This window comes from Roseibium sp. MMSF_3544 (assembly GCF_030732845.1).
GTDB lineage: Bacteria > Pseudomonadota > Alphaproteobacteria > Rhizobiales > Stappiaceae > Roseibium.
In genome coordinates, this window is sequence record NZ_JASHKA010000006.1 from 104,589 (window position 1) to 126,102 (window position 21,514).

Genomic DNA, 21,514 nt, shown 5'->3' on the forward strand with positions numbered 1-21,514 from the left:
ATCTTATTCGGAAAAGGGTCGCAAAGGCCCGGTGTCAAAGAGGTTCGGGAGGAAAGATGTCCCTGATCGAAAAAGAAGAACTGGCCACAGGCGTTGTCCAGCTGCTGTTCAACCGGCCCGACAAGCTGAATGCTCTGTCGACCCCCTTGATGGCGGAGTTCGATGCGGCACTGGACGAAGCTACGCGGGATCCAGACGTCCGCGTGCTGGTCCTGCGGGGTGCAGGCGGCAAAGCCTTCGTCGCTGGTGCGGACATTGCCGAATACCAGGGGGACAAGCGGCCGGAGTTCATTGCCTATCAGATGAATTCGCGCCGCGTGTTCGACAAGCTCGAGCGGCTGCCCAAGCCGGTCATATGTGCAATCGACGGGTTCGCCCTTGGGGGCGGCTTCGAGATTGCGCTGTGTTGCGACATTCTGGTCGTCTCTGACAAGGCGCAGCTTGGTTTGCCGGAGGGGCGCCTGGGGTTGTCCCCCGGCGGAGGCGGGACACAAAGACTTGTGCGTGCGGTCGGCAAGTATGCCGCCTCCGACCTGATGCTAGCAGGCTGGCGAATGAGCGGCCGGCGCGCTTTCGAACTTGGCCTCGCCGCAGAGGTGGTTGTAGCGGAGGAACTTGGCGATGCCGTTTTGAAGCGTGCCCGGGCTTGTCTCAAGATGGCACCTCTTGCTCAGGCCGAGATGAAACGGCTGATGCGGGAAGGTTTCGACGCTCCCGTCGAAAGCGCCAAAAGCTACGAGCAGGAAGTCCTCTTCCGTCTCTATTCGACGGCCGACGGTCAGGAAGGCATCAACGCCTTCCTTGAAAAACGTGATCCCCGGTTCAAGGGAGCCTGAGCCATGGAATTTGAAGGAAAGGTTGCAGTCATCACCGGTGCGGCCAACGGGATCGGACGATCCTGTGCAGAGCTCATCATTGAACGTGGCGGGTCGCTGGTCCTGGGAGACATTGATCTTGACGAGGGTCTGAAACTCCAGAACGAGCTGGGCGAAAGAGCGCTCTTTGTCGAGGCCAACGTGCGTAACCTCGCGGCCATTCAGGCCTTGGCTGATAAAGCTGTGAACCACTTTGGCGGACTGGACATTCTCGTCAACAACGCTGCCGTCGCCCTGAACGGTGTGGTCGACGAAATAGACGAGGACCGTTGGCAGACCGTCATCGACACCAATCTGACCGGCTTCTGGCGTGCAATGAAGGCCTGTGTTCCGCATATGCGCGAACGAGGGGGCGGATCGATCGTGAACATGTCGTCCGTGCAGGGGTTGCGCGCCTTCAAGGGCTGGCCTGCCTATGCCGCAGCGAAGGGCGCCATCAACGCACTGACGGTTCAAACGGCCGCCGATCTTGCTCCAGCCGGCATTCGCGTCAACGCGGTTGCCCCAGGCACGATCATGACGCCGATGAACGAAAAGATCTTTGCGGCGATGGATGATCCGAGCGAGTTGATCGACCGGTGGAACAAGGCGCATCCCATCGGCCGTTTCGGCTATCCGAACGAAGTCGCCGAAACAGTCGCGTTTCTTGCTTCTGACCGGTCCAGCTTCATTACCGGCGAAATCCTTCGCGTTGATGGCGGTCTTGCTATCAAGGGGGACTGATGCACGCTGAAACGTTCATAAAGCTGGAGTCTGATTGCGGTTCGCTGATGTTCGATCCGTCGATCGGGAATCTTCCGTCTCTGCGTTTCCGGACAGAGGGAAGCGAACTGAAGCCGTTGCACACCGCCCACTGGGTGGGATCTGCGGAAGCAGAAGCAGACCCCGGCATGTCGCCGTCGTTGAAGCGCTTGTCCGGAGATTTTTTCTGCGCGCCATTTGGCGCCAATGATCTGGAAGACGGTCCGGCGCACGGCTTGAGCGCAAATTCCCGCTGGATGCTTGAGCGGCAAAGTACAAAGGACGCCACGTTTCGGCTTGAGCGGCCGGTCATGGGAGCGACCTTGAGAAAGAGCATCCGTCTTTGTGAGCGGGCTCCGGTTCTTTATCAGACCCATTGGCTTGAAGGCGGTGAGGGAGGCGTCACCTGCGCTCACCACCCGATGATCCGGCTGACGGGGAAAGGCCGTTTCTTTGCGTCGCCGAAGCGAAAGGCGATCACACCAGAGCAGGCCCTGGATGCAGGCCGCAACAAGCTCGCCTGCCCGGGCGAAAGCGCTTCGATCTTCGCGTTTCCGGCGCGTTCCGGGCCAGACGTTGATTTGTCACAGCTTCCGATTGGCGAAACGCATGAAGACTTCGTCACCCTGATCGAGGCGGAACCATCTTCGATTGGCTGGTCAGCCATCCTGCGCGAAGAGGAAGGAGATATCGTCTTTTTCCTCAAGGACAGTTCTGTCCTTCCGATCACCATGTTGTGGCATTCCAACGGGGGGCGCGACTACTGGCCCTGGAACGGGTCCCATAAGGGTGTTCTCGGCGTGGAGGACGGCAGAGCGGCCGGCGCGGAGGGGCACCGTGCGTCGTTGTGTGACAATGCGGTCGCGCGCTGCGGCGTCCCGACATTCTTTCCGCTTGCGAGCGGAAAAACCCATCGCATCGCCCATGTTTGCGGGGCAATCAAAACACCACCGGGCTGGGCTGAGATTTCAGACATACAGCTGGGCAGTGGCGAGTTGCACATTCTGGAACGCAGCGGCGCTCGCGTGGCGCTTCCGTTCGACACCGATTTCTTCCAGCGAGACGAGACCCATGGCAACCGTTGAACTCAAGAACCTTCGAAAAAATTTCGGCAGCTTCGTTGCGCTCGAAGGTTTGAACCTGTCGATCGAAGATGGTGAATTTCTTGTTCTTCTTGGGCCGTCGGGCTGTGGCAAGTCGACGACGATGCGGCTTGTGGCCGGCCTTGAAGAACCGTCTGACGGTGACATTCTGATCGCTGGCAGCAGGGTCAACGATATCCCGGCGCGCGACCGCGACCTTGCGATGGTGTTCCAGAATTACGCGCTCTATCCGCACATGACGGTGGGAGAGAACATCAGTTATCCGCTCAAGATTGCCCGCATTCCGAAAGCCGAACGGCTGCGCCGGGCAAAGGAGGCCGCGGCTAAGGTCGAGATGGACCATCTGCTGACACGCCGCCCGGCTGAGCTCTCCGGTGGGCAGCGTCAGCGGGTTGCCCTTGCCCGCGCGATTGTCCGCACGCCGCGGCTTTTCCTGATGGACGAACCGCTATCAAACCTTGATGCCAAACTGCGCACCGTGATGCGCGCGGAGCTGAAGCATCTGCAAAAGGAACTGGCCACGACGACGATCTACGTCACTCATGACCAGGTTGAAGCGATGACGCTGGCGGACCGGATCGTGATCCTCAACAATGCCGTGATCCAGCAAATGGGCACGCCGGCTGAAATCTACGCCAGACCCGCCAATACATTCGTCGCCGGTTTTATCGGATCGCCTCCGATGAACCTCATCGCTGGTGCGGTCAATGGCGGTACCTTCGCCTATAAGGGCGGGACGATGCAGGTTGCCACCGCCGACGGGTCGGTCACACTCGGCATTCGTCCCGAAGATATCTCCCTCTCAGAGGGCGATGCCGACATCGAGGGCAAAGTCTATTCCTCTGAGCTTCTCGGCGATTGCACGCTTTTGAATGTGCTTGTCGGCGACAGTCTTGTCGCGGCCAAGGTCGGCGCCGACGAGGGGATGGCAATGGACACGCCAGTCGGGTTGAAGCTGCGCCCGGACCGCCTGCACTTTTTCGACACCGACAGCGGCAACCGACGGGAGGCGTGAGCATGCCGTTCCAGTTCTCCACGTCCGACAATCCGGTCCTGCCGATGGAAAGCGCTTCGGTGCTCTTTGACGGGATTTTTTCAACGCCGAAACTCAGCCACCCGGAAGGGGTGGCAGTCGGTCCGGACGGCTGGATCTGGGCAGGCAACCAGGATGGTGACATCTGCCGTATCTCGCCGGACGGCACACGGTTCGAAAGGGTTGCGTCCACCGGCGGCTTTGCACTCGGACTGGCATTTCAGGGAACGCAGGCACTTTTCGTGTGCGACCTGAAACATGCTGCTGTTTTCCGTCTGGATCTTGCCACAGGAGATCTCGACCGGTTTACGGCACCCGGCATCAAGATCCCGAACTATCCCTTGGTTGATGTGGCCCGGAACCGGCTCTTGGTGTCGGACAGCCACGCCTCCGGTACGCCGGGGCCGGGGATCTGGAGCTATGATCTTGTGTCTGGCGAGGGCGGGCTCTGGTACGACAGGAACCTCAATTTCGCCAACGGACTGGCGAAGCGTGCCGGTGAGGACGCACTCTATGTCTGCGAAACCTTCGCGACCGCGATCACCCGCATAACCATTGAACCCGACGGATCGGCCGGGCCGGAGGAAACCTTCGCCGACGACCTGCCGGGTCTTCCGGACGGCATTGCGTTCGACCGAGAGGGCAATCTGATCGTCGGGTGTTACGAACCGTCCCGCCTTTTGCGCGTCTCCCGAGACGGCACTCAAATCGACGTTCTGATCGAAGATCCGACGGCTCATGTTCTGTGTCACCCGACCAATGTCGCCTTTGCCGGAGAGAGGCTCTACACCGCAAATCTCGGCCGCTGGCACGTGAGCGAGGTGCTGATGGACATCGGTGCCGATCCGCTGTGGAGCGCCGCATGACCTTTATCGGCCTGACATGGGATCATCCACGCGGGTACGACGCGCTCGCGGAAGCCGCGCGCCAGGTCAATTCCGGCCGGGCATCCTCGCTGATCCACTGGGACAAGCAACCCCTGGAAGGATTTGAAAGCGCTCCGATCGCGGAGCTGGCGGCTGCCTATGATCTGCTTGTTCTGGATCACCCCCATATTGGTGAGGCGGTTGCCGAAAACTGCCTGATCCCGCTTGAAGATCTGTTCACTCAGGAGACGATCGAAGCGTGGAACAGGCAATCGGTTGGTCCGTCGCTTGCCTCTTACCGGTGGCAAGGCAAAACCTGGGCGTTGCCGCTCGATGTTGCAACGCAGGTGATGGTCCGTCGGCCTGACCGCGTATCGGCTCCGCCGCAGGAGTGGGGCGCCATTCTGGATCTGGCTAGCACGCATCCGGTCGCTCAATCGCTTGCAGGCCCGCACGCATTTCTCACCCTGATATCCATGGCAGCCGGCGAGGGTGCGTGGGCAAAAGGGGACATCCTGCTGGCAGATGAAGTCGCCGAAGCGCAACTCGAACGCATGCAAGCGCTCTTTGAGCTGAGGCCTCAGGGATCAGAAAAGCTGAACCCGATCGCGCTTTCTGAAGCACTGTCTTCAACGGACGATATTGTCCTGGTACCACTGGTCTTCGGATATGTGACCTATGCGCAGGTCCGTCCGGGCGGAAACCGTCTGGCGTTTTCCGACACCGTGCGAAAACCCAACGGTGCAGGCGGCGTTCTGGGCGGAACCGGTATCGGCTTCACGAAGCGCTGCCAACCGGATCCAGCTCTGCTTGAGCATATCGCCTGGCTGATGAAGCCGGAGACGCAGAGCGGTATGATCCCGAATTTCGGCGGCCAGCCCTCTGCACGCGCCGCCTGGCAAGACCCGGCTGTCGATGCGGCCTGGGGCGCTTTTTACTCCGGGACGCTGGAAACCGCCGAACACGCACTGCTGCGACCGAGATTTGACGGTTACATCGCCTTTCAAACCAAAGCTGCCGAAATCATCCGCGAATCGCTTGCGGATCGGCAGGAACCATCAAAAACACTCACCGCCCTGAGGCAGGTCTGGCGCGCGGCACGCGCCGGCGCGAGGGGCGATCTCGATGATAAGAGAGGACCTCACCGATGAGCGAGAACGCGCTTTCAGGCGTCACCATCCTGGATTTCTCCCACTTGCTGCAGGGTCCGTTTGCCACACAATTGCTGGCTGATCTGGGCGCTGACGTGATCAAGATCGAACGGCCAGGCTCGGGGGATCTGTTCCGCTCGCTCACGTTCCGCAACAAGTGGGTTGGCGGCAGCGAGAGCCCGAACTTCCTTGCCTGGAATCGGAACAAACGCAGCCTTGCCCTCAATCTGAAAGCGCCGGAGGCGCGGGATATCATCATGAAACTGGCCGAAACCGCCGATGTCGTGGTGCAGAATTTCCGCCCCGGCGTCATGGATCGGCTCGGCTATGGCTATGCCGACTTCAAGGCCGTGAACCCGCGCATCGTCTACTGCTCCGGCTCCGGGTATGGTGAAGACGGGCCTTATGTATCCCGCCCGGGACAGGACATGCTGGTGCAGGGTCTGACCGGGATCATGGCCGCGACCGGCCAGGCCAGCAACCCGCCGACCCCGGTCGGCGCCGGCTTTTCCGATCAGGTCGGTGCCATGAACATGGTCTACGGAATTCTTTCAGCGTTGCTGTGGCGGGAAAAGTCCGGCCAAGGTCAGGAAGTCAAGATCAACCTGCTTGCCGGAATGCTTGCGCACCAGAACCAGGAAATGGTGATGGCAATGAATTTCAACGAGGATTTCCAGCGCCCCGATTCCGGCATCGGCCACCCGGGAATGGATGCACCCTTTGGAACCTATCCAACGCAGGATGGCTGGGTCACGATTGCAATGAGCCCCTTTAAAACCCTGGTCGGGGTGCTCGGCAACGACGACCTGCTTGTCTATGACGATCCGAAGACCTTGTTCGACAAGCGCGACGAAGTCTGGCGCAGGCTGGCAGCCGAAACATCGAAATGGTCGACTGAGAACCTGATCGAGGCCCTGCTTGGCGCGGACGTCTGGTGCGGCGAAGTCAAGACGCACCTGGAAGCTGCTGCTGATCCCCAGGTCGCGCATCTTGGACTGATCCAGAGCTACAAGCACCCAAAGGCTGGAGACGTGAAAGTCGTAGGCCCGGCCATTGACATGAGCGAAACCCCACCCGCGATCAGCCGGCCTGCTCCGTCCGTCGGTGAACATACGCGCGAAATTCTTCAGGAGCGGGGGTGGGACACCGCTGAAATCGACAGGCTCATTTCTACTGGTGTTGCCGGCGAGGACGGCTAGGAATTCGCCCGCCACTGACAAACATCGACGGTCAAAAAACGTTGGCTGCCGGGTGCTGTCATTCTCGTTGAAGTGCAGTTCAAAAGAGAACACCGAAAACGGACAAAACCTGCGCGACTTTTCTCCCTACTCTTGTGCGCAGGTTTGTCGGCGTGTCGGAACAGTTTCCCTCTCGGTTACACGGTAGTGTTTGCTGTTCCGCACTTTTTGACCGAGGACCGGTCCGGCGATGTTCTGTCGATGTCGTGGTCGACATGCGTGTTGCAACCAACATGCTTTGAGCAAAAATTCCCAACATACCAATCACCTCCGCGAACAGGATAGGTGCTCAACTGGTTATCGGTGAAACGAATTAAATTGCTAATATTGATGAACGTTGCTTATGATATGAAGCATGAAGCGGGACCTCGAAATCGATCTTTTGCGATCCTTTGTTGCGGTGGCAGCGCATCGAAACTTTACAAAAGCTGCGAACTCCGTCGGCCGCACCCAGTCAGCGGTGAGTTTCCAGATAAAGCGGCTTGAAGACATCGTCGGAAAGCGTCTGTTCGAGAGAACCCGACAATCCGTTTCGATTACGCATGTGGGGGAAGCCCTGCTCGTATACGCAAATCGTATCCTCGCTGCGAATGACGAAGCCCTTGCACACATCCAGAGACCGGAAGCCGCAGGCTTGGTACGGATTGGCGCGCCCGACGACTACGCGACCTTCTTGTTGCCGCCCATACTGTCTGCGATCAGCCGGGACAATCCCCGGCTTCAGATCGAAGTCACCAGCGACAATGCCGATGAACTCTTGTTGCGCCTCGGCAATGGGGCCCTTGATATTGTATTGGCAACTCACCCGATCGAGGCCGTCGCTGGCGAAGTTGCGCGCGTCGAACCCCTCCACTGGGTGGCCGCTCCCACGTTTCTGGATGATCCGAGTGAGCCGCTCTCAATGGTGTTGTTTCCATCGGGTTGCGTCTGCCGGGATATTGCCCTTGATGCCCTGAAACGGATCGACCGTTCGTGGAACATCGCGTATTCGACCCGAAGCATCGGGCTGATGGAACAAGCGCTCCTCGCAAATCCAAGCGTTTCGGTCATGGAAGCGTCGATCATTCCGGACAGCCTGAAGGTGATCGATGGCCGGGAAGGTTTTCCGATGCTGCCCAATGTGGCGATTTCGGTTCATCGAACAACCAACTGCAAAGCGCACGCCGCTTTGGTTGCCGACAGCATTTTGACGTCGCTTGGCGGAACGCAAATGAGAGAAGCAACTTCAAAATAGATGCTTGTTTCCTATCCGGGTGGCTTCCTGATCAATGGAACTCAGGACAGATCTGACGTTTTCTGCGTTCACAAACAATGCCTTATCGTTCACTGTCAAAAACGAGCCTTGCGGCAAGACCGCCGAAGACAAGGCCGAGAAAATACCTCGACCATCGTGAAAACACTCTCCCGTTGGCAGAGAGTGATCTCACGCCGCCGGCCAACCAGATCACCACTGCATGCACGGCGAAATCGATTACCTGGAGAATGATCGCCAGCACCATGATCTGGAGGGCGACAGAACCTTTTTCCGGGTCCAGAAACTGTGGGAACAGGGCCAGGTAGAACAGCGCCACTTTCGGGTTCAGCAGATTGGAAAAGAAACCCTGTCTGAATATTGCATAGAGTGACAGTCGCTTTGACGGGGTCGATCGGGGCGCAAAGCTGTCATGTGCCCTGAAGACCTGCCACGCAAGATAAAGCAGGTAAGCGGCACCAAGATATCGAACAATATCATAGGCATAAGGAACCGCCAGAAAGAGTTGGGACAGACCAAGCGCAAGTATGATCGCGTGGAACAGGGATCCGGCGGTTACGCCAGCCTGTGTTATCAGACCGGCCATACGTCCCTGCGCAGCACTTCTTGCCGCAACCAGGATCATGTCAGGGCCCGGCGTTACACAGAGCGCGAAACTGGCGGCGCTGAACAGGAGGAGTGTTTGAATGTCCATCATCTGGGAGCCCCTAGGGTACGCTCTGTATTCGATCTACTGATGTTTTTCCTGTGCCGTTTCAGGCATCTTGAAACGCTTCAGAGGTATCTCGGCAATGGCGGTGATCTCCACCAGCAATCTGGGGTCATAAAGAGCTGAGACCTCCAGAGTGGTGGTCACAGGATAAGGCGCATCGAAAAAACGCGCTCTTACCTCGCCACAGCTCATGAATGCCTGAATATCTGTGGTGAATTGCTGGAGCGAGACGATATCGCTCATTCTTCCGCCCATCGCACCAAGAATATTGGAAATGTTTTCCAGCACTTGCGTAACCTGGGCAGCCATATCTCCTTCGCCAACGATCTTTTGATCCGGGCCGAGTGAGACTTGCCCTTTCAGATGGACCGTCTGTCCGTCTCCGGCAATGACCGCCTGGGAAAAGGGCCCGAAAGGGCTCCAGACGTTTGGAGGGTCGAAACTCTTTGCCACCTTGTGCTCTTTCTGTCGTGGAGCTTCAAAGACTAACTCGCCCTTTGGAATCCGTTCAAGCGGTGCTTGGTCTCAAGATGCAACTCTCGCGCAAACTGTCAGTGGTGTGGGTTTCAGTTGTTCAAAACTTGAAGGGGCGAAAAGGCAATAATTCTCGGCAATCACCAGGACAGGCGATGCATTGAAAAGTCGGCGTTGATGCCCTCAAGATCCGATTGAATGCCGTCCCGGATCAACAGGGTTTGGAGACCGGCTTCAATTGCGCCACCGATGTCGTGATGCGGGCTGTCTCCAATCATCAGAACACGATCCGACGAGGGGTTGCCGAGTGCAGCCAACGCCACATCGAACATCTTGCGTGCCGGTTTTCCCAGCGTTTCGACTGGTCCGCCAGATCGTGCGTAGTCCTCGGCAACCGCGCCGGGACCGAATACAATCGTTCCGTTTTCCGCGGCCAGATGATCGGGATTGACGAGGAGTGCCGGTGTCTTGTTCCGGGCATAGGGGAGCAAGTCTTCCGCATAGTCTGTACGGCTCCTGCGGGCCGGTTCCACAGCGGCGAAGACGATCATGTCTGCCTTTTCACCGTGTTTGGCGTGGATCAGGTCGAGACCGTCAAGCAGCTCGGTTTCTCCTTCCCGGGCGATTAACAAGATGGAAGAACCGGAAGGCAGTTTCTTCAGTTGATCGCGGGCAATGTCACCGGAGCTGACGACCGCCGTAAACAGTCCGCCTGGAAAACCGATGCGTTGCAAACGGTCTGCGTTGGTCTTTGCACGTTTGCCGGAATTTGTGAGGGCGACAATGGGGATGTTGTTGGCGTGCAGTCTCGTCAGCGCCTCAAGAGCACCCGGAAACGGCATCTGTCCGTCGTGAAGAACGCCGTACTGGTCGACGATGACAGCCGAAAATGCGTCTTCTATTTCGGAAAGACCACTTATCTCCCGCGTCATTGCTGCAACCACTTGTGTGCCAGCCTGGCCGAGCCGACGGCAGCGTCTTCTGAAAGCGATGGGCTCTGTTTGATTTCAAGCGTGTTTTCGCGAATGGCACGCCAAACTGGATTTCCGGCTCCGCCGCCAACCGTGCGCACTGATTTAAGAGCGGGTGCCCCGAGCTCGAACAGGCGGTCATAGCCCGTTCGTTCAATCCTGGCGATCCCTTCAAAGAGCGCCTGCAGGAAGATTGCGTCATCGTCCGGGCGGGGTTCAAGTCTGGGTGCGAGCGACGGGTCGGCGGTGGGAAAACGCTCTCCGGGCTTTGTCAAAGGGTAATAGTCGAGACCGGTAGGACGGTCAGGATCAATGCGTTTTGACAGCCCGTCCAGATCCTGCGGTTCGAAATGCGCGGCAAGGACGCCGCCGCCCGTGTTCGACGCGCCTCCGGCCAGCCACATATCACCGATCCTGTGACTGTAAATCCCGTATTCCGGCGCAAAAACAGGCTGCTCTGAAAGCAGTTTCAAAGTCAGCGTTGTCCCGAGGGCGGTAACGCCGTCGCCCGGTTCGCTGGCGCCAGTCGCCAGAAACGAAGCGCAACCATCCGTCACTCCGGCAACGAGGGGGACCCCCTTTGGTAGTCCGAAAGCTCCACTCAGTTCACCCGACCGCGTGCCGCAGGGCAGGACCGATGGCAAGAGATCTGTGTTCAGGGAAATCGAACCGAACCAGTCGGGCCATTGCCGTGCGACCGGATCATATCCGGTCTTGAGCGCATTGCTTTCGTCAGTTGGGACCGGTGCGCCTGCAAGCTGTTCGGCGATCCAATCCGCCTGGTGGACGATGCGTTCAACGCCGGAACGCTGCTGCAGGACCATTGTTCGTGCGAGTGCTGATGCCGGTCCATGAGCGGCGCTCTCTCGCGGCGCGGCTTTGCCAATCTGTTCGGGAATGGAGGGATCGTCCACCGCATCGTTGTACATGAGCGCATCGCCGACAGGTGCCCCGGATGCGTCGAGTGCGACAACCGTTCCTGATGTTCCATCAACGGAAACCGCTCCGACCTTGCTCAGGTCATGCTGCGCGGCAAGATCGCTCAAGACAGCATCAAGCGTCGCGAACCAAGAGGCCGGTGAGCGCCGGTTGTCTCCGTAATCAGACATGCTTTTCGACGCTTGGCCTATCGGACGTTGGTCACTTCCCAGCAGCGCCACCCGAACGCCCGAGGTGCCGATATCAATTCCAAGCGCGTGCGAACCTTTCATTGCGGACCTCCGGCCAGACGCGCCGTCCGTTCGTTCTCAAGGACCTGTCGGTATTTCTCGGCGTCCCAGTCAAGCAGGCTCAAGGTTTGTTCCAGGGTCAGCCGGGTCGGGGTTTCAGGAAGACGAAACACCACCTCGCCCATCATCTCGGCGAGCGCGACACAAGCCGGGCTCGCATTTTCCGGAACGGCTGCACCGCGGCAAGGGAACATGGCAAGGCTGGCCGGCGGACCCGGCGGGGGCGCAACGGGCAGGTCTGTTGCGAATGGCTCCGGGCCCAGAAAAATCACCTGATCCGGAAACAGTGCCGGACCGGTCAACGTTGCCAGAGCTTCGGGATTGAAGGCGAGGGCGGTGGTTGCCCCGCTCCCCAATGCCGACCAGCCGGTGCCTTGAAGATCCTTGACCAGTTCCGGGTCCGGATCGTGTTGAGGTACAGATCCGGTGTTGAAGTGCCGAGAGACCTTGTCCAGCCGAGCTTCGGCTTCGGCAACCGTATCGCCGACGACAATCAAACCATGATTTCCAAGGACTGCGCCGACTGCATCGGGTTGCCAGGCTTTCAGGACCTCGCGGGCAAGTTCCGCTCCGGGTTTGAAGTAAGGAACGAATACCAGTTTCAATGCGTTGAGTTCGGCGGCGGACAGCGGGGCCGTGGAGCGGGCAAGCGTTGCAACGCAATGCGTGTGCAGCACTACCGGCGCATCGAGCGCGGCGTGAAAACTGGTTTCAATCGAGGGACGCAAACCCTCTGCCAACAAGAACTCGGCAGGCTTGTCGGCGGAAGGGTCGCTGGCGCGCAATGCGGCTGCCATTGCTGCCGCGTCAACCGGTGCGAATATGTCCTGCTCCATCGCATCCGAAAGCCAGGTTCCAGAGGCCTTGACCAGCATGTCGCCGTCCGACTTGATTGAGACGTTCCCACCCGGTCCCTGGATCTGGAGCGGATCCTTCCCCAACCGTGCTGCTGTCGCGCGCAGCGCTGCGAATTCTGCAGCCTGGTGAAGGTCTGCGAGGCTCATGCTGCGCGCTCCTTTTTCAGCCAGTCTCTTACCGACAATTGCTCATCTTCGGACATGAAAAGATAGTGTTTGGAGCGACGGATCAGCATATCCTCAGCGGTTTCTGCCCACTCGTTCCGCATCATCCACTGGGCTTCACGCGCATAAAACAGTCCGCCGAAATGCTGTCCGAGGTCTGCAGGTTTTCGGGCTCCTTCCAGCAGCGCGTCGACCTCGCTGCCATAAGCGCGGGCATAATATCGCGCCAGGTTCTCAGGCAACCACGGATACCTTTCCTGGAACCCGGCAAACCAGTCCTCAAAGGAATTGCGCTGCAAGTCTCCACCGGGAAGGGCAACCTTCTTCGTCCAGGGATCCTTCATGTCCGGAAAGAAGGGTTTCAGTTTGTCGAGCGCTGCTTCGGACAGTTTTCGGTAGGTCGTCAGCTTGCCGCCGAATGCCGACAGCATTGGCGCCTTGCCATCACGGGTGTCGAGCTCAAACGCATAATCTCGCGTAACGGCCGAGGCGCCCTTGGAACTGTCATCGTCAAACAATGGCCGCACACCGGAATAGCTTGAGACGACATCGCTCACCTTGAGGTCAACCTTGAAGTAGCTGTTGAGGATATTCAAAAGATAGCAGGTTTCAGTCGCATCGATTTCGACATTCTCGGGACGATCGGAAAACGGAATGTCCGTCGTGCCGATCAGTGCCAGATCGTCAAAATAGGGATTGACGAAGATCAGCCGCTTGTCCGGAGCCTGCAGCACGTAGCCGTGGTCGCCGGACCACCAGCGCTTCAAAATGATGTGGGATCCTTTGACAAGCCGTATGCTCTTGGCCGAATTCACGCCGCCGACATTGCCGATCACCTGCTCGACCCAGGGACCGGCGGCATTGAAAATCGCTCGTGCCGACACCTCTTGCGACCCGGTTGCGCTGCGCAAGGTAACGCGCCAGAGCCCGTTTTCACGCCGTGCCGAGGTGACTGCGGTTCTTGTCCGGATTTCGGCGCCGCGTTTCGCTGCATCGACGGCGTTGAGAATGACCAGCCTGGAATCGTCGACCCACACATCGTAATAGGCAAAGGCGTGCTTGAAGGCATCCCTCACCATGTCTCCTTCCGGAGCCCTGTCCAGGCGGACCGAGGTGGTTCCGGGGATCCTCTCACGCCCACCCAGGTGATCGTAGAGAAACAGTCCCAACCGGATCAGCCAACGCGGCCGCTGTTGTGGTGAATGCGGCAGAACGAGACGGAGCGGCCAGGCGAGGTGCGGGGCCGCGTTCAAGATGACTTCGCGTTCGATCAGTGCCTCGCGCACCAATCTGAATTCGTAATATTCGAGATAGCGCAGCCCACCGTGGATGTATTTCCCGGACCGCGATGAAGTGCCCTGAGCCAGATCGTCTTTTTCGGCAAGCAGGACTTTCAGCCCCCGCCCAGCAGCATCCCGCGCGGTCCCCGCGCCGTTGATGCCACCGCCTATTATCAGAAGATCGTAGGGCGTTTCCATCGATCAGGCTTTCCTGGAAGGTTTCTTCGATTTCGCCTTCGTCTTGGGGGTGCGTTTGCGTACCTTCTTATGATCGTCCTGAACGCCATAAGAACCGAAAGCGCGTGCGGTTTCCGCGATCTGGTCATCGGAAAGAAGGACCGGTCCACCGATCAAAAGGGTGTTGTAATACTGCCGGGCGATCGTCTCCAATTCGACGGCCAGCCACATGGCTTTTTCGATATTGTCGCCAACGACAATCGAACCATGATTGGCGAGCAAACATGCGCACCGGTCCTCCAGGGCCTCCAGCGCGAAATTTGAAAGTTCTTCCGTGCCGAATGTCGCATAGGGTGCACAGCGGACATCGGTGCCGCCGAAAGCCGCCATCATGTAGTGGACCGGAGGGATCGGCTTCCGGGCAATGGCAAGAGCCGTGCAGTAGGTCGGGTGCGCGTGCACGACGGCACCGGCGTCTGACCGGTTTTTCAAAATATCAAAGTGAAACCGCCATTCGGTGGATGGCTTGAGCGGGCCGTCCCAGCTGCCATATTCGGCGTCGAACGGCATGGAGGCGATCATCTCGGGCGTCAGTGCATCGTAAGGTGTCGCTGAGGGTGTGATCAGCATCCTGCCTTCGAAGCGCGCGGAGATGTTGCCGGACGTGCCTTGATTGAGACCCGACGCATTCATGAATCTGCATTTGTCGATGATCGCCTGTCGCAGGTCTCTTTCAGCTTTTTTCATGTGTGTCCTCAGCAGGGGTTTAAAGGCGGTTCACCGGCGAGCCAGCGTCTGACTTCTTCGGCAGCTTTAGTCGCCGCAATGCGGACTGTCTTGACGGACGCTCCGGCAATGTGCGGCGTCAGCGTGACATTTGGCAGTTGAAGCAGCGGCCAATCCGGAGGGGTCGGTTCGATCGAAAATGTTTCGAGCATGGCGCCGCGCAGATGACCCTCTACGAGGACGTCATGGAGCGCGTCGTAATCCATCAACGGCCCCCGGGCGGTGTTGACGAGAACCGCACCCTTCTTCATCGACCTCAGGGTTTCGGCATTCATCATGTTGCGGGTTTCATCTGTCACCCTCGGATGAAGGCTGACAACATCGGAGCGCTCCAGCAGTTCGCCAAGATCCACCTTTTCTACCCCGTCCGCAGCATCGGCGGGCTCAAGTTGGACATATGGGTCGCAAACCAGCACCTTGGTTCCAAAGGCACGCAACAGCTTGACGACCCTCGTGCCGACCTTTCCATAACCGATGACGCCGACCGTCATGTCGGAGAGCTCGTCGCCGGCAATCTCAGCCCGGTAAAGGTCACCGCGATAGATGCCCTTTCGCAACGCATCATGGCCGGCGGTGATATTGCGTGTTTCCGTGATGATGGCCCCAATGGTGAATTCGGCGACGGCAGATGCGTTTCGGCCCGGCGTATTCACGACGGTGACACCATGATCGCGCGCCGCGGCCATATCGATATTGACGGGTCCGCCGCGCGACACTGCAACAAGTTTCAGATTGGGCAAGGCTTCAAAAATCCGGCGTGACAACGGCGCCAGATGCGTCACGAGAACCGGTGCATCGGAGACGTGCCCGATCACTTCCCCCGCCGTTCCCATGTATTCCTTGAGCCCGTCCATGCCTTCTACCGCATATCCGTGTTCCATGGGCTCGTCAGGCCAGGGTTGCTCCAGCAAATCGCAGGAAATGGTGTTGCCGCAGGCTTCGACAAGTGCGTCCTCGAACATGCTCGGCAGCATGAAACGGTCACCGATGATTGCGACCCTTGTCGTCATCGCAGCGCCCTCCGCATCGTCGACTGCGCGTCCCAGACCGGCTGCATTGCTTCGCGCGTTGCAAGGTAGGAGGCAAAAAGCGTGTCGTAGGTATCGACAAGTTGGCTGTCGGGCAACTGCGGGTCTTGCAGCACCGGGTGCACCCAGCGCCGCGTCGCATCCGCCGCGTCGACAAAGTATCCTTGTGCAATGCCTGCAATGATCACAGCCCCGGCGGCCCCAGCTTCAGGCTGCGCGACAGTGCGAACGGGTCGGTTGAGCGCTGCGGCAAGCAGTTGAACGAGCGTGTCGGAACGGGCGGCACCGCCGCTTAGCCGGATTTCGAGGGGAATCTCACCGAGTGCCGTATAGCAATCACGCGCTGCCAGGACGAGCCCGTCATAGACCGCGCGCACCAGGTCAAACCAGCCGCAACCCTGATCCAGTCCGGTCAAGCTCGCGCGTGCCGCCGGATTTGCAAATGGTCCGCGCTCGCCGGCTGAGGAAATATAGGGGTGGAAGAGCGCCGCCCCGGGCTGTGCTGCAAGTACCTTTTCATCCAGTCCGGCAAGGAGGTCGGTTCGGTTTCGGGCAACCCCTTCGCTCGCCAGCAACTCTGTTGCAACATCCAAAATCCAATCGATGTTGAGCGTTGCCGCCATATTGGTCTGCATCTGCCCATAGGCTTTGCCAGGCAAGGCCATGGTGTAACCGGAGCGGTCTTCATTCAGGGAAACTGCGTCGGCATCTGGTGCAAAGCGCATGTGCATGCCCGTCGATCCCAGAACCGAAAACCCGGGCATGGCGTCTGCGTCGTGCAACCCGGCGCCAAGGGCGGTGCAGATCACGTCCACGTATCCAAGGGAAACGGGCAGTCCCTCGGGCAGACCGGTGGCCGCCGCAGCCGCACGGGTCAGACCGTGGGCTTCAACAGATCCGTCCAGAATAGGCGGAAGGAGGTGGCGCAGATGCGACAGGCCAAGGGCGTCCAGAACGTCATCTGAGTATTCGCGCGACCTGAAGTCGCCGAAGGTGAAAACGCCTTCCGTGGGATCACTGGCCCTCACGCCGGTCAGACCCAGATAGAGCCAATCCTTGCAATGCAGAGCGGTTGCAGCCTTCTCCAAAAGGTTGGGCGTATTGCGCGTCATCCAGAGAAGCTGGGAGCGCATCTGGCAGACGTTCACGCCGGCGCCCGTGTTCCGGTAGATCGTGTCAATTCCGTGCGATGCCGTGATATCCGCGACTTCTTGCGCTGATCGCGCATCGAGCCACAACCATCCGTCGTGGATTGGATCTCCGTCCGCATCGATGAGCCAGGTGCCGTCACCTTGCCCTGTAATTCCGAGCGCCAGAACGCGGTCAGCGCCAACAGCTTCAGTGACCTCCCGGAGCACGTCCACAGTGTCAGTCCAGGTCCGCTTCATGTTCTGGACGACACCGCCGTCCGGACGCGTCTCGTAACTGTTTCGACGGCTTGCCGCTTCGAGTTGCCGGCCGTTCAGATCGAAAGCCACCGCCTTGATCACGGAGGTGCCGGCATCGACACCAATCAGCACATCACCGCTCATTGAGTTGCCCCCCGTGGCTGATGGCGCGGCCACCTGAGCTTTCAAAAATGTGCAGATCCTGAGCGGCAATCGTTATGCCGATGATTTCTCCCTCGGTGAGGGCAAGACGCTGATGTTCGACTGAAACGATCGATCCGCCGGCAAATTCCGCTGCAATGTGTGTCTGGTCACCGAGCCATTGATTGACGAAGACCTTTGCCGGCTTGCCGTTGCTGTCCAGATTGACTGCATCCGGCCGGATGCCGATCGTGACCTCTGTGCCACGATCCAAGCGCTCAACGACCGCATCGGAGAACGATGCCCTGTCGAAGTCCAGTGCGACATCGTCTTCAAGCAAAAAGTGGACTCGATCGTCTTGCAATCTCGTCTGCGCCGGGAAGACGTTCATGGGTGGTTCTCCGATGAACGTTCCGGTGAAGAGGTTTGCTGGCCGGTTCTTGAGCGCTCTTGGCGTATCAAATTGCTGCAGTTCGCCGTCTTCCATCACGGCGATGCGGTCGGCAAGCGCATTTGCTTCCGTTTGATCATGCGTCACGAGGATTGCGGTCAGGCCTCGTTCCTGAATGAAATGCTTGACGCGTCCGCGCAGCAGAGCGCGCAGTTGGGGCTCCAGCTGACCCATCGGCTCGTCGAGCAGATGCAGGTCTGCGTCCCGGATGAGGGCGCGCGCCAGGGAAACACGCTGCTGTTGCCCGCCGGACACAGAGGACGGATACCTGTCCAGAATGTCTTCGATTTCAACAAGATGGGCAACTTCCCGGACACGTTTGTCAACGTCTGACGAAGCCAGCCGGCTTCCCTTCAATGCGAACGCGATGTTTTCGTAGATTGTCAGAGGCGGGTAGAGGGAATAGCCCTCAAAGGCCATGGCAACGCCGCGCTTTGCCGGGGGCAGCGTGTCAATCTGTTTGCCGTCGAGTGAAATCGATCCACCGGTGACCGATTCAAATCCGGCAATCATTCGCAGGGTCGATGTCTTGCCACAGCCGGAGGATCCAAGCAGGGCAATGATCTCGCCCTTGTCGATGCTCAGGTCCAGGTCCTTCACCGCATGGACCACCTTCCCATAAATCTTGTTGACGCCCGCAAGGGTCAGATAGCTCATGCCGCTTGCTCCTTCTCGTCCGAAGCAGGAACGATGCGTTCGCCATTTTTACGGTCAAACAGAACGGCGCTGGTGCCTTCAACGGCAATGCACGCGGTGCCTGTCGACGGAGCGTCGGTTCCGGCCGGGCGCGATACGATGATCTCCCGCCCGCGCTTGGTCTGGGTAAGCGTGACAATTTTTTCGTTGAACGGCGTTTCCGCTTCAATCTCGACCGGAATGCCTTCATTTGCGAACCTGAGCGACTCCGGCCTCAGGCCGATGATCGCCTCACGTCCAACGGCTGCGTCATATCCGGAATTCAGGTGTACCTTCTGATCTGACAACATGACGAAAATGCCGCTCTCATCTCGTTCAGGTACCACGTCGAGAAGGTTGATCACCGGGTCGCCGAACAAGCTGGCAATGGCGGTATTCGCGGGGCGCAGGTAGACATCTTCCGGCGAGCCAATCTGGGTGATGTGGCCTCCATCCAGCACCGCAATCGTGTCCCCAAGGGCCATGGCTTCCTTGTAGTCCTGGGTCACGTAAATGACCGTCGCGCCACGTCCCGACAAAAGTCGCGGCAATTCAAGCCGCATTTCAAAGCGCAGTTTGGCGTCGACATTCCGCAAGGGGTCGTCAAGTAGCAGGATATCGGGTTCGGCAATCAGAGCGCGCGCCAGCGCCGTGCGTTGTTTCTGACCGTTGGACAGTTCCTTGGGCGCGTGTCCCAGGACATGGTCGATCTTCAGCAACTCGGTCACGCGGCGCACCGCGGTGCTGATCTGGTCCCGGGTTGATTTGCGGGCCTTCAGCGGACTTGCGATGTTTTCCTCAGCAGACATGTGCGGAAACAGCGCGAAGTTCTGAAACGCCATGCCGAGGTTCCGTTCCTCCGGCGGCAGGCCGGAGACATCCATTCCATTCAGAATGATTTGCCCAGCTTCCGGTTCGACAGCGCCTGCGATACACCGCAGCAAGACCGTTTTTCCCGCGCCAGACGGTCCGAACAGGGCAAGGGTTTTGCCCTCGGGCACCTCGAGCGAGATGTCGTCGAGCACCGCGTCGGATTTGTAGGTCTTTGTCAGCGATTTGATCTGAATACCGCTCATCAATTCAACCTTTCACTGCCCCGAGGGACAAACCCTCAACGAGGTAGCGTTGTGCGTAGAGTGCAAGAGCGAGTGTCGGCGTTATGGACAAGACGACAGCTGCCGCGATCTGTCCATATTGAATTCCACTTGCGGTCACGAAAGCCAGGGCGCCGACAGTCACCGGCTGTTTGTCGGCGCTTGCCAGCACGAGTGCAAAGATGAAGTTGTTCCAGGCGAAAATGAAGGCGAGCAGCGCGGCCGCCGCGATCCCCGGACCGGCGAGGGGGAGCGCTATCTTGCGAAATGTTGCGAACCATGAGTGTCCTGCGATGCGGTAAGCATGTTCGATGTCTTGCGGGATGTCTTCGAAATAACCGCGCACGATCCAAAGGATCAGCGGAAGACAGATCAGCTGGTAAACCCAGATCAGTCCGAGATAGGTGTCCGCCAGACCGATCTGCTGGAAATACATGGTTAAGGGCAGCAGCACCAATAGCGGCGGCGCAAATCGAAAGCTCAGCAGGGTGAATGCAATGTCTTCCGATCCGCGAAACTTGTGACGGGCGAAGGCGTAGGCCGCCGGCACACCGAGGATGAGCGCGACGGTGACGGACCCCACGGACAAGATGATTGAGTTCATCAGGTTGTTCATGAACTCGATGCCCATCGAGGCGACGTTGCTGTCCAACCGGCCGGCAATGATCGCCGCATAGTTTGAAAAGGTCGGTTCAAACACCATGGACGGGGGAGAGCGCAGGATCGTTTCGTTGGTCTGCAGGCTCATGAGCACGATCCAGAAGATCGGGAACATGAAGAAGATCACGATCGCTGTCAGGGCAACGCCCCGCAAAACCCGTTCGAGTGGAGAGTAGTGGTGCACGGTCAAGCCTCCCCTCTGGCGCGCTCGCGCAAACGGAGCCAGTTCTTGATGAAGAGATTGGACAGGAAGAATGTGATCGCCCACAGGATCAGCAGCAATGCGGCGGAACGGCCGACATTGGTGGACTGGAAGAAGTTCAGGTAAGCCTCGACCTGGAACACCATCAACCGGTCACCGGGGCCGCCCTGGGTCATCGCGTAAATGATGTCGAACTGCTGTATGGAGTCGAGCAGTCGGAACAGCGAGGCCGTCAGGATATACGGCAAGAGCATCGGCAAAGTGATGCGCCAGAACTGCTGCAGCCGTGGAACACCGTCAAGCGCCGCCGCCTCGAAGGGCTGCGTCGGGAGGGATCTCAACCCGGCGAGAAGCAGGATCATGATGAATGGCGTGTAGACCCAGATATCGACGAGCACAACAGTCAGAAGGGCCGTCGAGGGATCTGACCCCCATCGCATGTTTTCAAACCCGAGCACCTGGGCGAAATAGCTCAGGATGCCAAAATTCGGGTTCGTCATCAGCTTGAACATCAAAGCGGCGAGTGCAGGTGCCGTCATCAGCGGCAGAAGCAGCATGATGGAAATGAAGTTGTTGAACCGCGTGCGCTTTTGAAGAAGCAGGGCGATCCCAAGGCCAAGCAGAAGCTCCAGGCCAACCGTAAGTGCCGCGTAGACAAGACTAACCTGGAGCGTGTTCCAGAAGGAGGGATCCGTCAGGAAATTGAGGTAGTTCTCTCCCCAATTCATGCCCCTGTTCCAGGGCTGTGACAAACGGTACCGCTGCAGCGAGAACCAGACCGCCGTGAAGAACGGTATCAGGATCCCGATGCACACCAGAAGGGCTGGCAGGCTCAGAAGATAGGGAAAAAGCTTGCTCGGGATCCGGAAGCGCGCAGGCGCGACACGGACCGCGGTATCGTTGGCCATGACGAAAACCTAGAGAGGTAAAGGGAGGCGGGCCCCGTTGAGCCCGCCCATAGTTTG

21 protein-coding genes are annotated in these 21,514 nt (G+C 58.7%); 8 read left to right on the top strand and 13 right to left on the bottom strand.

All coding sequences use genetic code 11. The features are described 5' to 3' along the window. Window positions 1-56 precede the first annotated feature (56 nt). The 8 genes from RBB47_RS10650 (at window position 57) to RBB47_RS10685 (ending at window position 8,241) form a co-directional block, all read left to right on the top strand. Complete coding sequence (locus RBB47_RS10650; RefSeq protein ID WP_305985772.1) at window positions 57-836, top strand: enoyl-CoA hydratase/isomerase family protein; 780 nt, start codon at window positions 57-59, stop codon at window positions 834-836. A 3-nt stretch (window positions 837-839) separates the two neighbouring features. After that, complete coding sequence (locus RBB47_RS10655) at window positions 840-1,598, top strand: SDR family NAD(P)-dependent oxidoreductase (RefSeq protein WP_305985773.1); 759 nt, start codon at window positions 840-842, stop codon at window positions 1,596-1,598. Continuing rightward, window positions 1,598-2,701 carry a hypothetical protein gene (locus RBB47_RS10660; protein WP_305985774.1) on the top strand — a complete coding sequence of 368 codons (1,104 nt, stop codon included), beginning with the start codon at window positions 1,598-1,600 and terminating at the stop codon, window positions 2,699-2,701. The genes RBB47_RS10655 and RBB47_RS10660 overlap by 1 nt, the downstream gene beginning before the upstream one ends. Further along, a complete protein-coding gene (locus tag RBB47_RS10665) occupies window positions 2,688-3,734 on the top strand; it encodes an ABC transporter ATP-binding protein (RefSeq protein WP_305985775.1) in 1,047 nt (348 codons plus the stop codon). The genes RBB47_RS10660 and RBB47_RS10665 overlap by 14 nt, the downstream gene beginning before the upstream one ends. A gap of 2 nt (window positions 3,735-3,736) precedes the next feature. After that, window positions 3,737-4,618, top strand: coding sequence for an SMP-30/gluconolactonase/LRE family protein (locus tag RBB47_RS10670; RefSeq protein ID WP_305985776.1), 882 nt, complete (start codon window positions 3,737-3,739; stop codon window positions 4,616-4,618). Continuing rightward, window positions 4,615-5,769 (top strand): extracellular solute-binding protein, encoded by a 1,155-nt coding sequence (locus RBB47_RS10675; protein ID WP_305985777.1) that lies wholly within the window; start codon window positions 4,615-4,617, stop codon window positions 5,767-5,769. The genes RBB47_RS10670 and RBB47_RS10675 overlap by 4 nt, the downstream gene beginning before the upstream one ends. Beyond that, on the top strand, window positions 5,766-6,968 hold the full coding sequence (locus RBB47_RS10680; RefSeq protein WP_305985778.1) for a CaiB/BaiF CoA-transferase family protein: 1,203 nt from the start codon (window positions 5,766-5,768) through the stop codon (window positions 6,966-6,968). Before RBB47_RS10675 ends, RBB47_RS10680 begins: the two co-directional genes overlap by 4 nt. 394 nt (window positions 6,969-7,362) lie before the next feature. Continuing rightward, the gene (locus tag RBB47_RS10685; RefSeq protein ID WP_305985779.1) at window positions 7,363-8,241 is read left to right on the top strand and encodes a LysR family transcriptional regulator; all 879 of its coding nucleotides are present in this window, start codon (window positions 7,363-7,365) and stop codon (window positions 8,239-8,241) included. Between the two features lie 82 nt (window positions 8,242-8,323). Here the strand turns inward: RBB47_RS10685 and RBB47_RS10690 are convergent, their stop codons facing one another. From RBB47_RS10690 to RBB47_RS10750, 13 genes are all read right to left on the bottom strand, one after another. After that, window positions 8,324-8,956, bottom strand: a complete 633-nt coding sequence (locus RBB47_RS10690) for a LysE family translocator (RefSeq protein WP_305985780.1) — start codon at window positions 8,954-8,956, stop codon at window positions 8,324-8,326. A gap of 33 nt (window positions 8,957-8,989) precedes the next feature. Then, on the bottom strand, window positions 8,990-9,424 hold the full coding sequence (locus tag RBB47_RS10695) for a RidA family protein (protein ID WP_305985781.1): 435 nt from the start codon (window positions 9,422-9,424) through the stop codon (window positions 8,990-8,992). A 161-nt stretch (window positions 9,425-9,585) separates the two neighbouring features. After that, window positions 9,586-10,377 (bottom strand): TIGR01459 family HAD-type hydrolase, encoded by a 792-nt coding sequence (locus RBB47_RS10700; protein WP_305985782.1) that lies wholly within the window; start codon window positions 10,375-10,377, stop codon window positions 9,586-9,588. After that, entirely contained in the window at window positions 10,374-11,627 is a 1,254-nt protein-coding gene (locus RBB47_RS10705) for an FGGY-family carbohydrate kinase (protein WP_305985783.1), read from the bottom strand. Before RBB47_RS10705 ends, RBB47_RS10700 begins: the two co-directional genes overlap by 4 nt. Then, on the bottom strand, window positions 11,624-12,649 hold the full coding sequence (locus RBB47_RS10710; RefSeq protein WP_305985784.1) for a class II aldolase/adducin family protein: 1,026 nt from the start codon (window positions 12,647-12,649) through the stop codon (window positions 11,624-11,626). The genes RBB47_RS10705 and RBB47_RS10710 overlap by 4 nt, the downstream gene beginning before the upstream one ends. Next, window positions 12,646-14,145 carry a glycerol-3-phosphate dehydrogenase gene (locus RBB47_RS10715; protein WP_305985785.1) on the bottom strand — a complete coding sequence of 500 codons (1,500 nt, stop codon included), beginning with the start codon at window positions 14,143-14,145 and terminating at the stop codon, window positions 12,646-12,648. Before RBB47_RS10715 ends, RBB47_RS10710 begins: the two co-directional genes overlap by 4 nt. A 3-nt stretch (window positions 14,146-14,148) precedes the next feature. Further along, window positions 14,149-14,871, bottom strand: a complete 723-nt coding sequence (locus RBB47_RS10720; RefSeq protein ID WP_305985786.1) for a class II aldolase/adducin family protein — start codon at window positions 14,869-14,871, stop codon at window positions 14,149-14,151. Between the two features lie 8 nt (window positions 14,872-14,879). After that, the gene (locus RBB47_RS10725) at window positions 14,880-15,920 is read right to left on the bottom strand and encodes a 2-hydroxyacid dehydrogenase (protein ID WP_305985787.1); all 1,041 of its coding nucleotides are present in this window, start codon (window positions 15,918-15,920) and stop codon (window positions 14,880-14,882) included. Beyond that, window positions 15,917-17,470 (bottom strand): FGGY-family carbohydrate kinase, encoded by a 1,554-nt coding sequence (locus RBB47_RS10730; RefSeq protein WP_305985788.1) that lies wholly within the window; start codon window positions 17,468-17,470, stop codon window positions 15,917-15,919. The genes RBB47_RS10725 and RBB47_RS10730 overlap by 4 nt, the downstream gene beginning before the upstream one ends. After that, entirely contained in the window at window positions 17,460-18,575 is a 1,116-nt protein-coding gene (locus RBB47_RS10735; RefSeq protein ID WP_305985789.1) for an ABC transporter ATP-binding protein, read from the bottom strand. Before RBB47_RS10735 ends, RBB47_RS10730 begins: the two co-directional genes overlap by 11 nt. Then, entirely contained in the window at window positions 18,572-19,669 is a 1,098-nt protein-coding gene (locus RBB47_RS10740) for an ABC transporter ATP-binding protein (protein ID WP_305985790.1), read from the bottom strand. Before RBB47_RS10740 ends, RBB47_RS10735 begins: the two co-directional genes overlap by 4 nt. A 4-nt stretch (window positions 19,670-19,673) precedes the next feature. Next, window positions 19,674-20,531: a carbohydrate ABC transporter permease gene (locus RBB47_RS10745; protein ID WP_305985791.1), complete on the bottom strand. Its 858-nt coding sequence runs from the start codon at window positions 20,529-20,531 to the stop codon at window positions 19,674-19,676. 2 nt (window positions 20,532-20,533) lie between these two features. Then, on the bottom strand, window positions 20,534-21,457 hold the full coding sequence (locus RBB47_RS10750) for a carbohydrate ABC transporter permease (RefSeq protein WP_305985792.1): 924 nt from the start codon (window positions 21,455-21,457) through the stop codon (window positions 20,534-20,536). Window positions 21,458-21,514: the final 57 nt, after the last annotated feature.

Excerpts from the sequence above, each read along its gene's own strand:
- RBB47_RS10680 (WP_305985778.1), top strand. The coding sequence starts at position 5,766 with ATGAGCGAGAACGCGCTTTCAGGCGTCACCATCCTGGATTTCTCCCAC.
- RBB47_RS10665 (WP_305985775.1), top strand. The coding sequence starts at position 2,688 with ATGGCAACCGTTGAACTCAAGAACCTTCGAAAAAATTTCGGCAGCTTC.
- RBB47_RS10740 (WP_305985790.1), bottom strand. The coding sequence starts at position 19,669 with ATGAGCGGTATTCAGATCAAATCGCTGACAAAGACCTACAAATCCGAC.
- RBB47_RS10650 (WP_305985772.1), top strand. The coding sequence starts at position 57 with ATGTCCCTGATCGAAAAAGAAGAACTGGCCACAGGCGTTGTCCAGCTG.
- RBB47_RS10735 (WP_305985789.1), bottom strand. The coding sequence starts at position 18,575 with ATGAGCTATCTGACCCTTGCGGGCGTCAACAAGATTTATGGGAAGGTG.
- RBB47_RS10690 (WP_305985780.1), bottom strand. The coding sequence starts at position 8,956 with ATGATGGACATTCAAACACTCCTCCTGTTCAGCGCCGCCAGTTTCGCG.
- RBB47_RS10720 (WP_305985786.1), bottom strand. The coding sequence starts at position 14,871 with ATGAAAAAAGCTGAAAGAGACCTGCGACAGGCGATCATCGACAAATGC.
- RBB47_RS10705 (WP_305985783.1), bottom strand. The coding sequence starts at position 11,627 with ATGAAAGGTTCGCACGCGCTTGGAATTGATATCGGCACCTCGGGCGTT.
- RBB47_RS10730 (WP_305985788.1), bottom strand. The coding sequence starts at position 17,470 with ATGAGCGGTGATGTGCTGATTGGTGTCGATGCCGGCACCTCCGTGATC.
- RBB47_RS10670 (WP_305985776.1), top strand. The coding sequence starts at position 3,737 with ATGCCGTTCCAGTTCTCCACGTCCGACAATCCGGTCCTGCCGATGGAA.
- RBB47_RS10750 (WP_305985792.1), bottom strand. The coding sequence starts at position 21,457 with ATGGCCAACGATACCGCGGTCCGTGTCGCGCCTGCGCGCTTCCGGATC.
- RBB47_RS10725 (WP_305985787.1), bottom strand. The coding sequence starts at position 15,920 with ATGACGACAAGGGTCGCAATCATCGGTGACCGTTTCATGCTGCCGAGC.
- RBB47_RS10685 (WP_305985779.1), top strand. The coding sequence starts at position 7,363 with ATGAAGCGGGACCTCGAAATCGATCTTTTGCGATCCTTTGTTGCGGTG.
- RBB47_RS10660 (WP_305985774.1), top strand. The coding sequence starts at position 1,598 with ATGCACGCTGAAACGTTCATAAAGCTGGAGTCTGATTGCGGTTCGCTG.
- RBB47_RS10715 (WP_305985785.1), bottom strand. The coding sequence starts at position 14,145 with ATGGAAACGCCCTACGATCTTCTGATAATAGGCGGTGGCATCAACGGC.
- RBB47_RS10710 (WP_305985784.1), bottom strand. The coding sequence starts at position 12,649 with ATGAGCCTCGCAGACCTTCACCAGGCTGCAGAATTCGCAGCGCTGCGC.
- RBB47_RS10675 (WP_305985777.1), top strand. The coding sequence starts at position 4,615 with ATGACCTTTATCGGCCTGACATGGGATCATCCACGCGGGTACGACGCG.
- RBB47_RS10700 (WP_305985782.1), bottom strand. The coding sequence starts at position 10,377 with ATGACGCGGGAGATAAGTGGTCTTTCCGAAATAGAAGACGCATTTTCG.
- RBB47_RS10655 (WP_305985773.1), top strand. The coding sequence starts at position 840 with ATGGAATTTGAAGGAAAGGTTGCAGTCATCACCGGTGCGGCCAACGGG.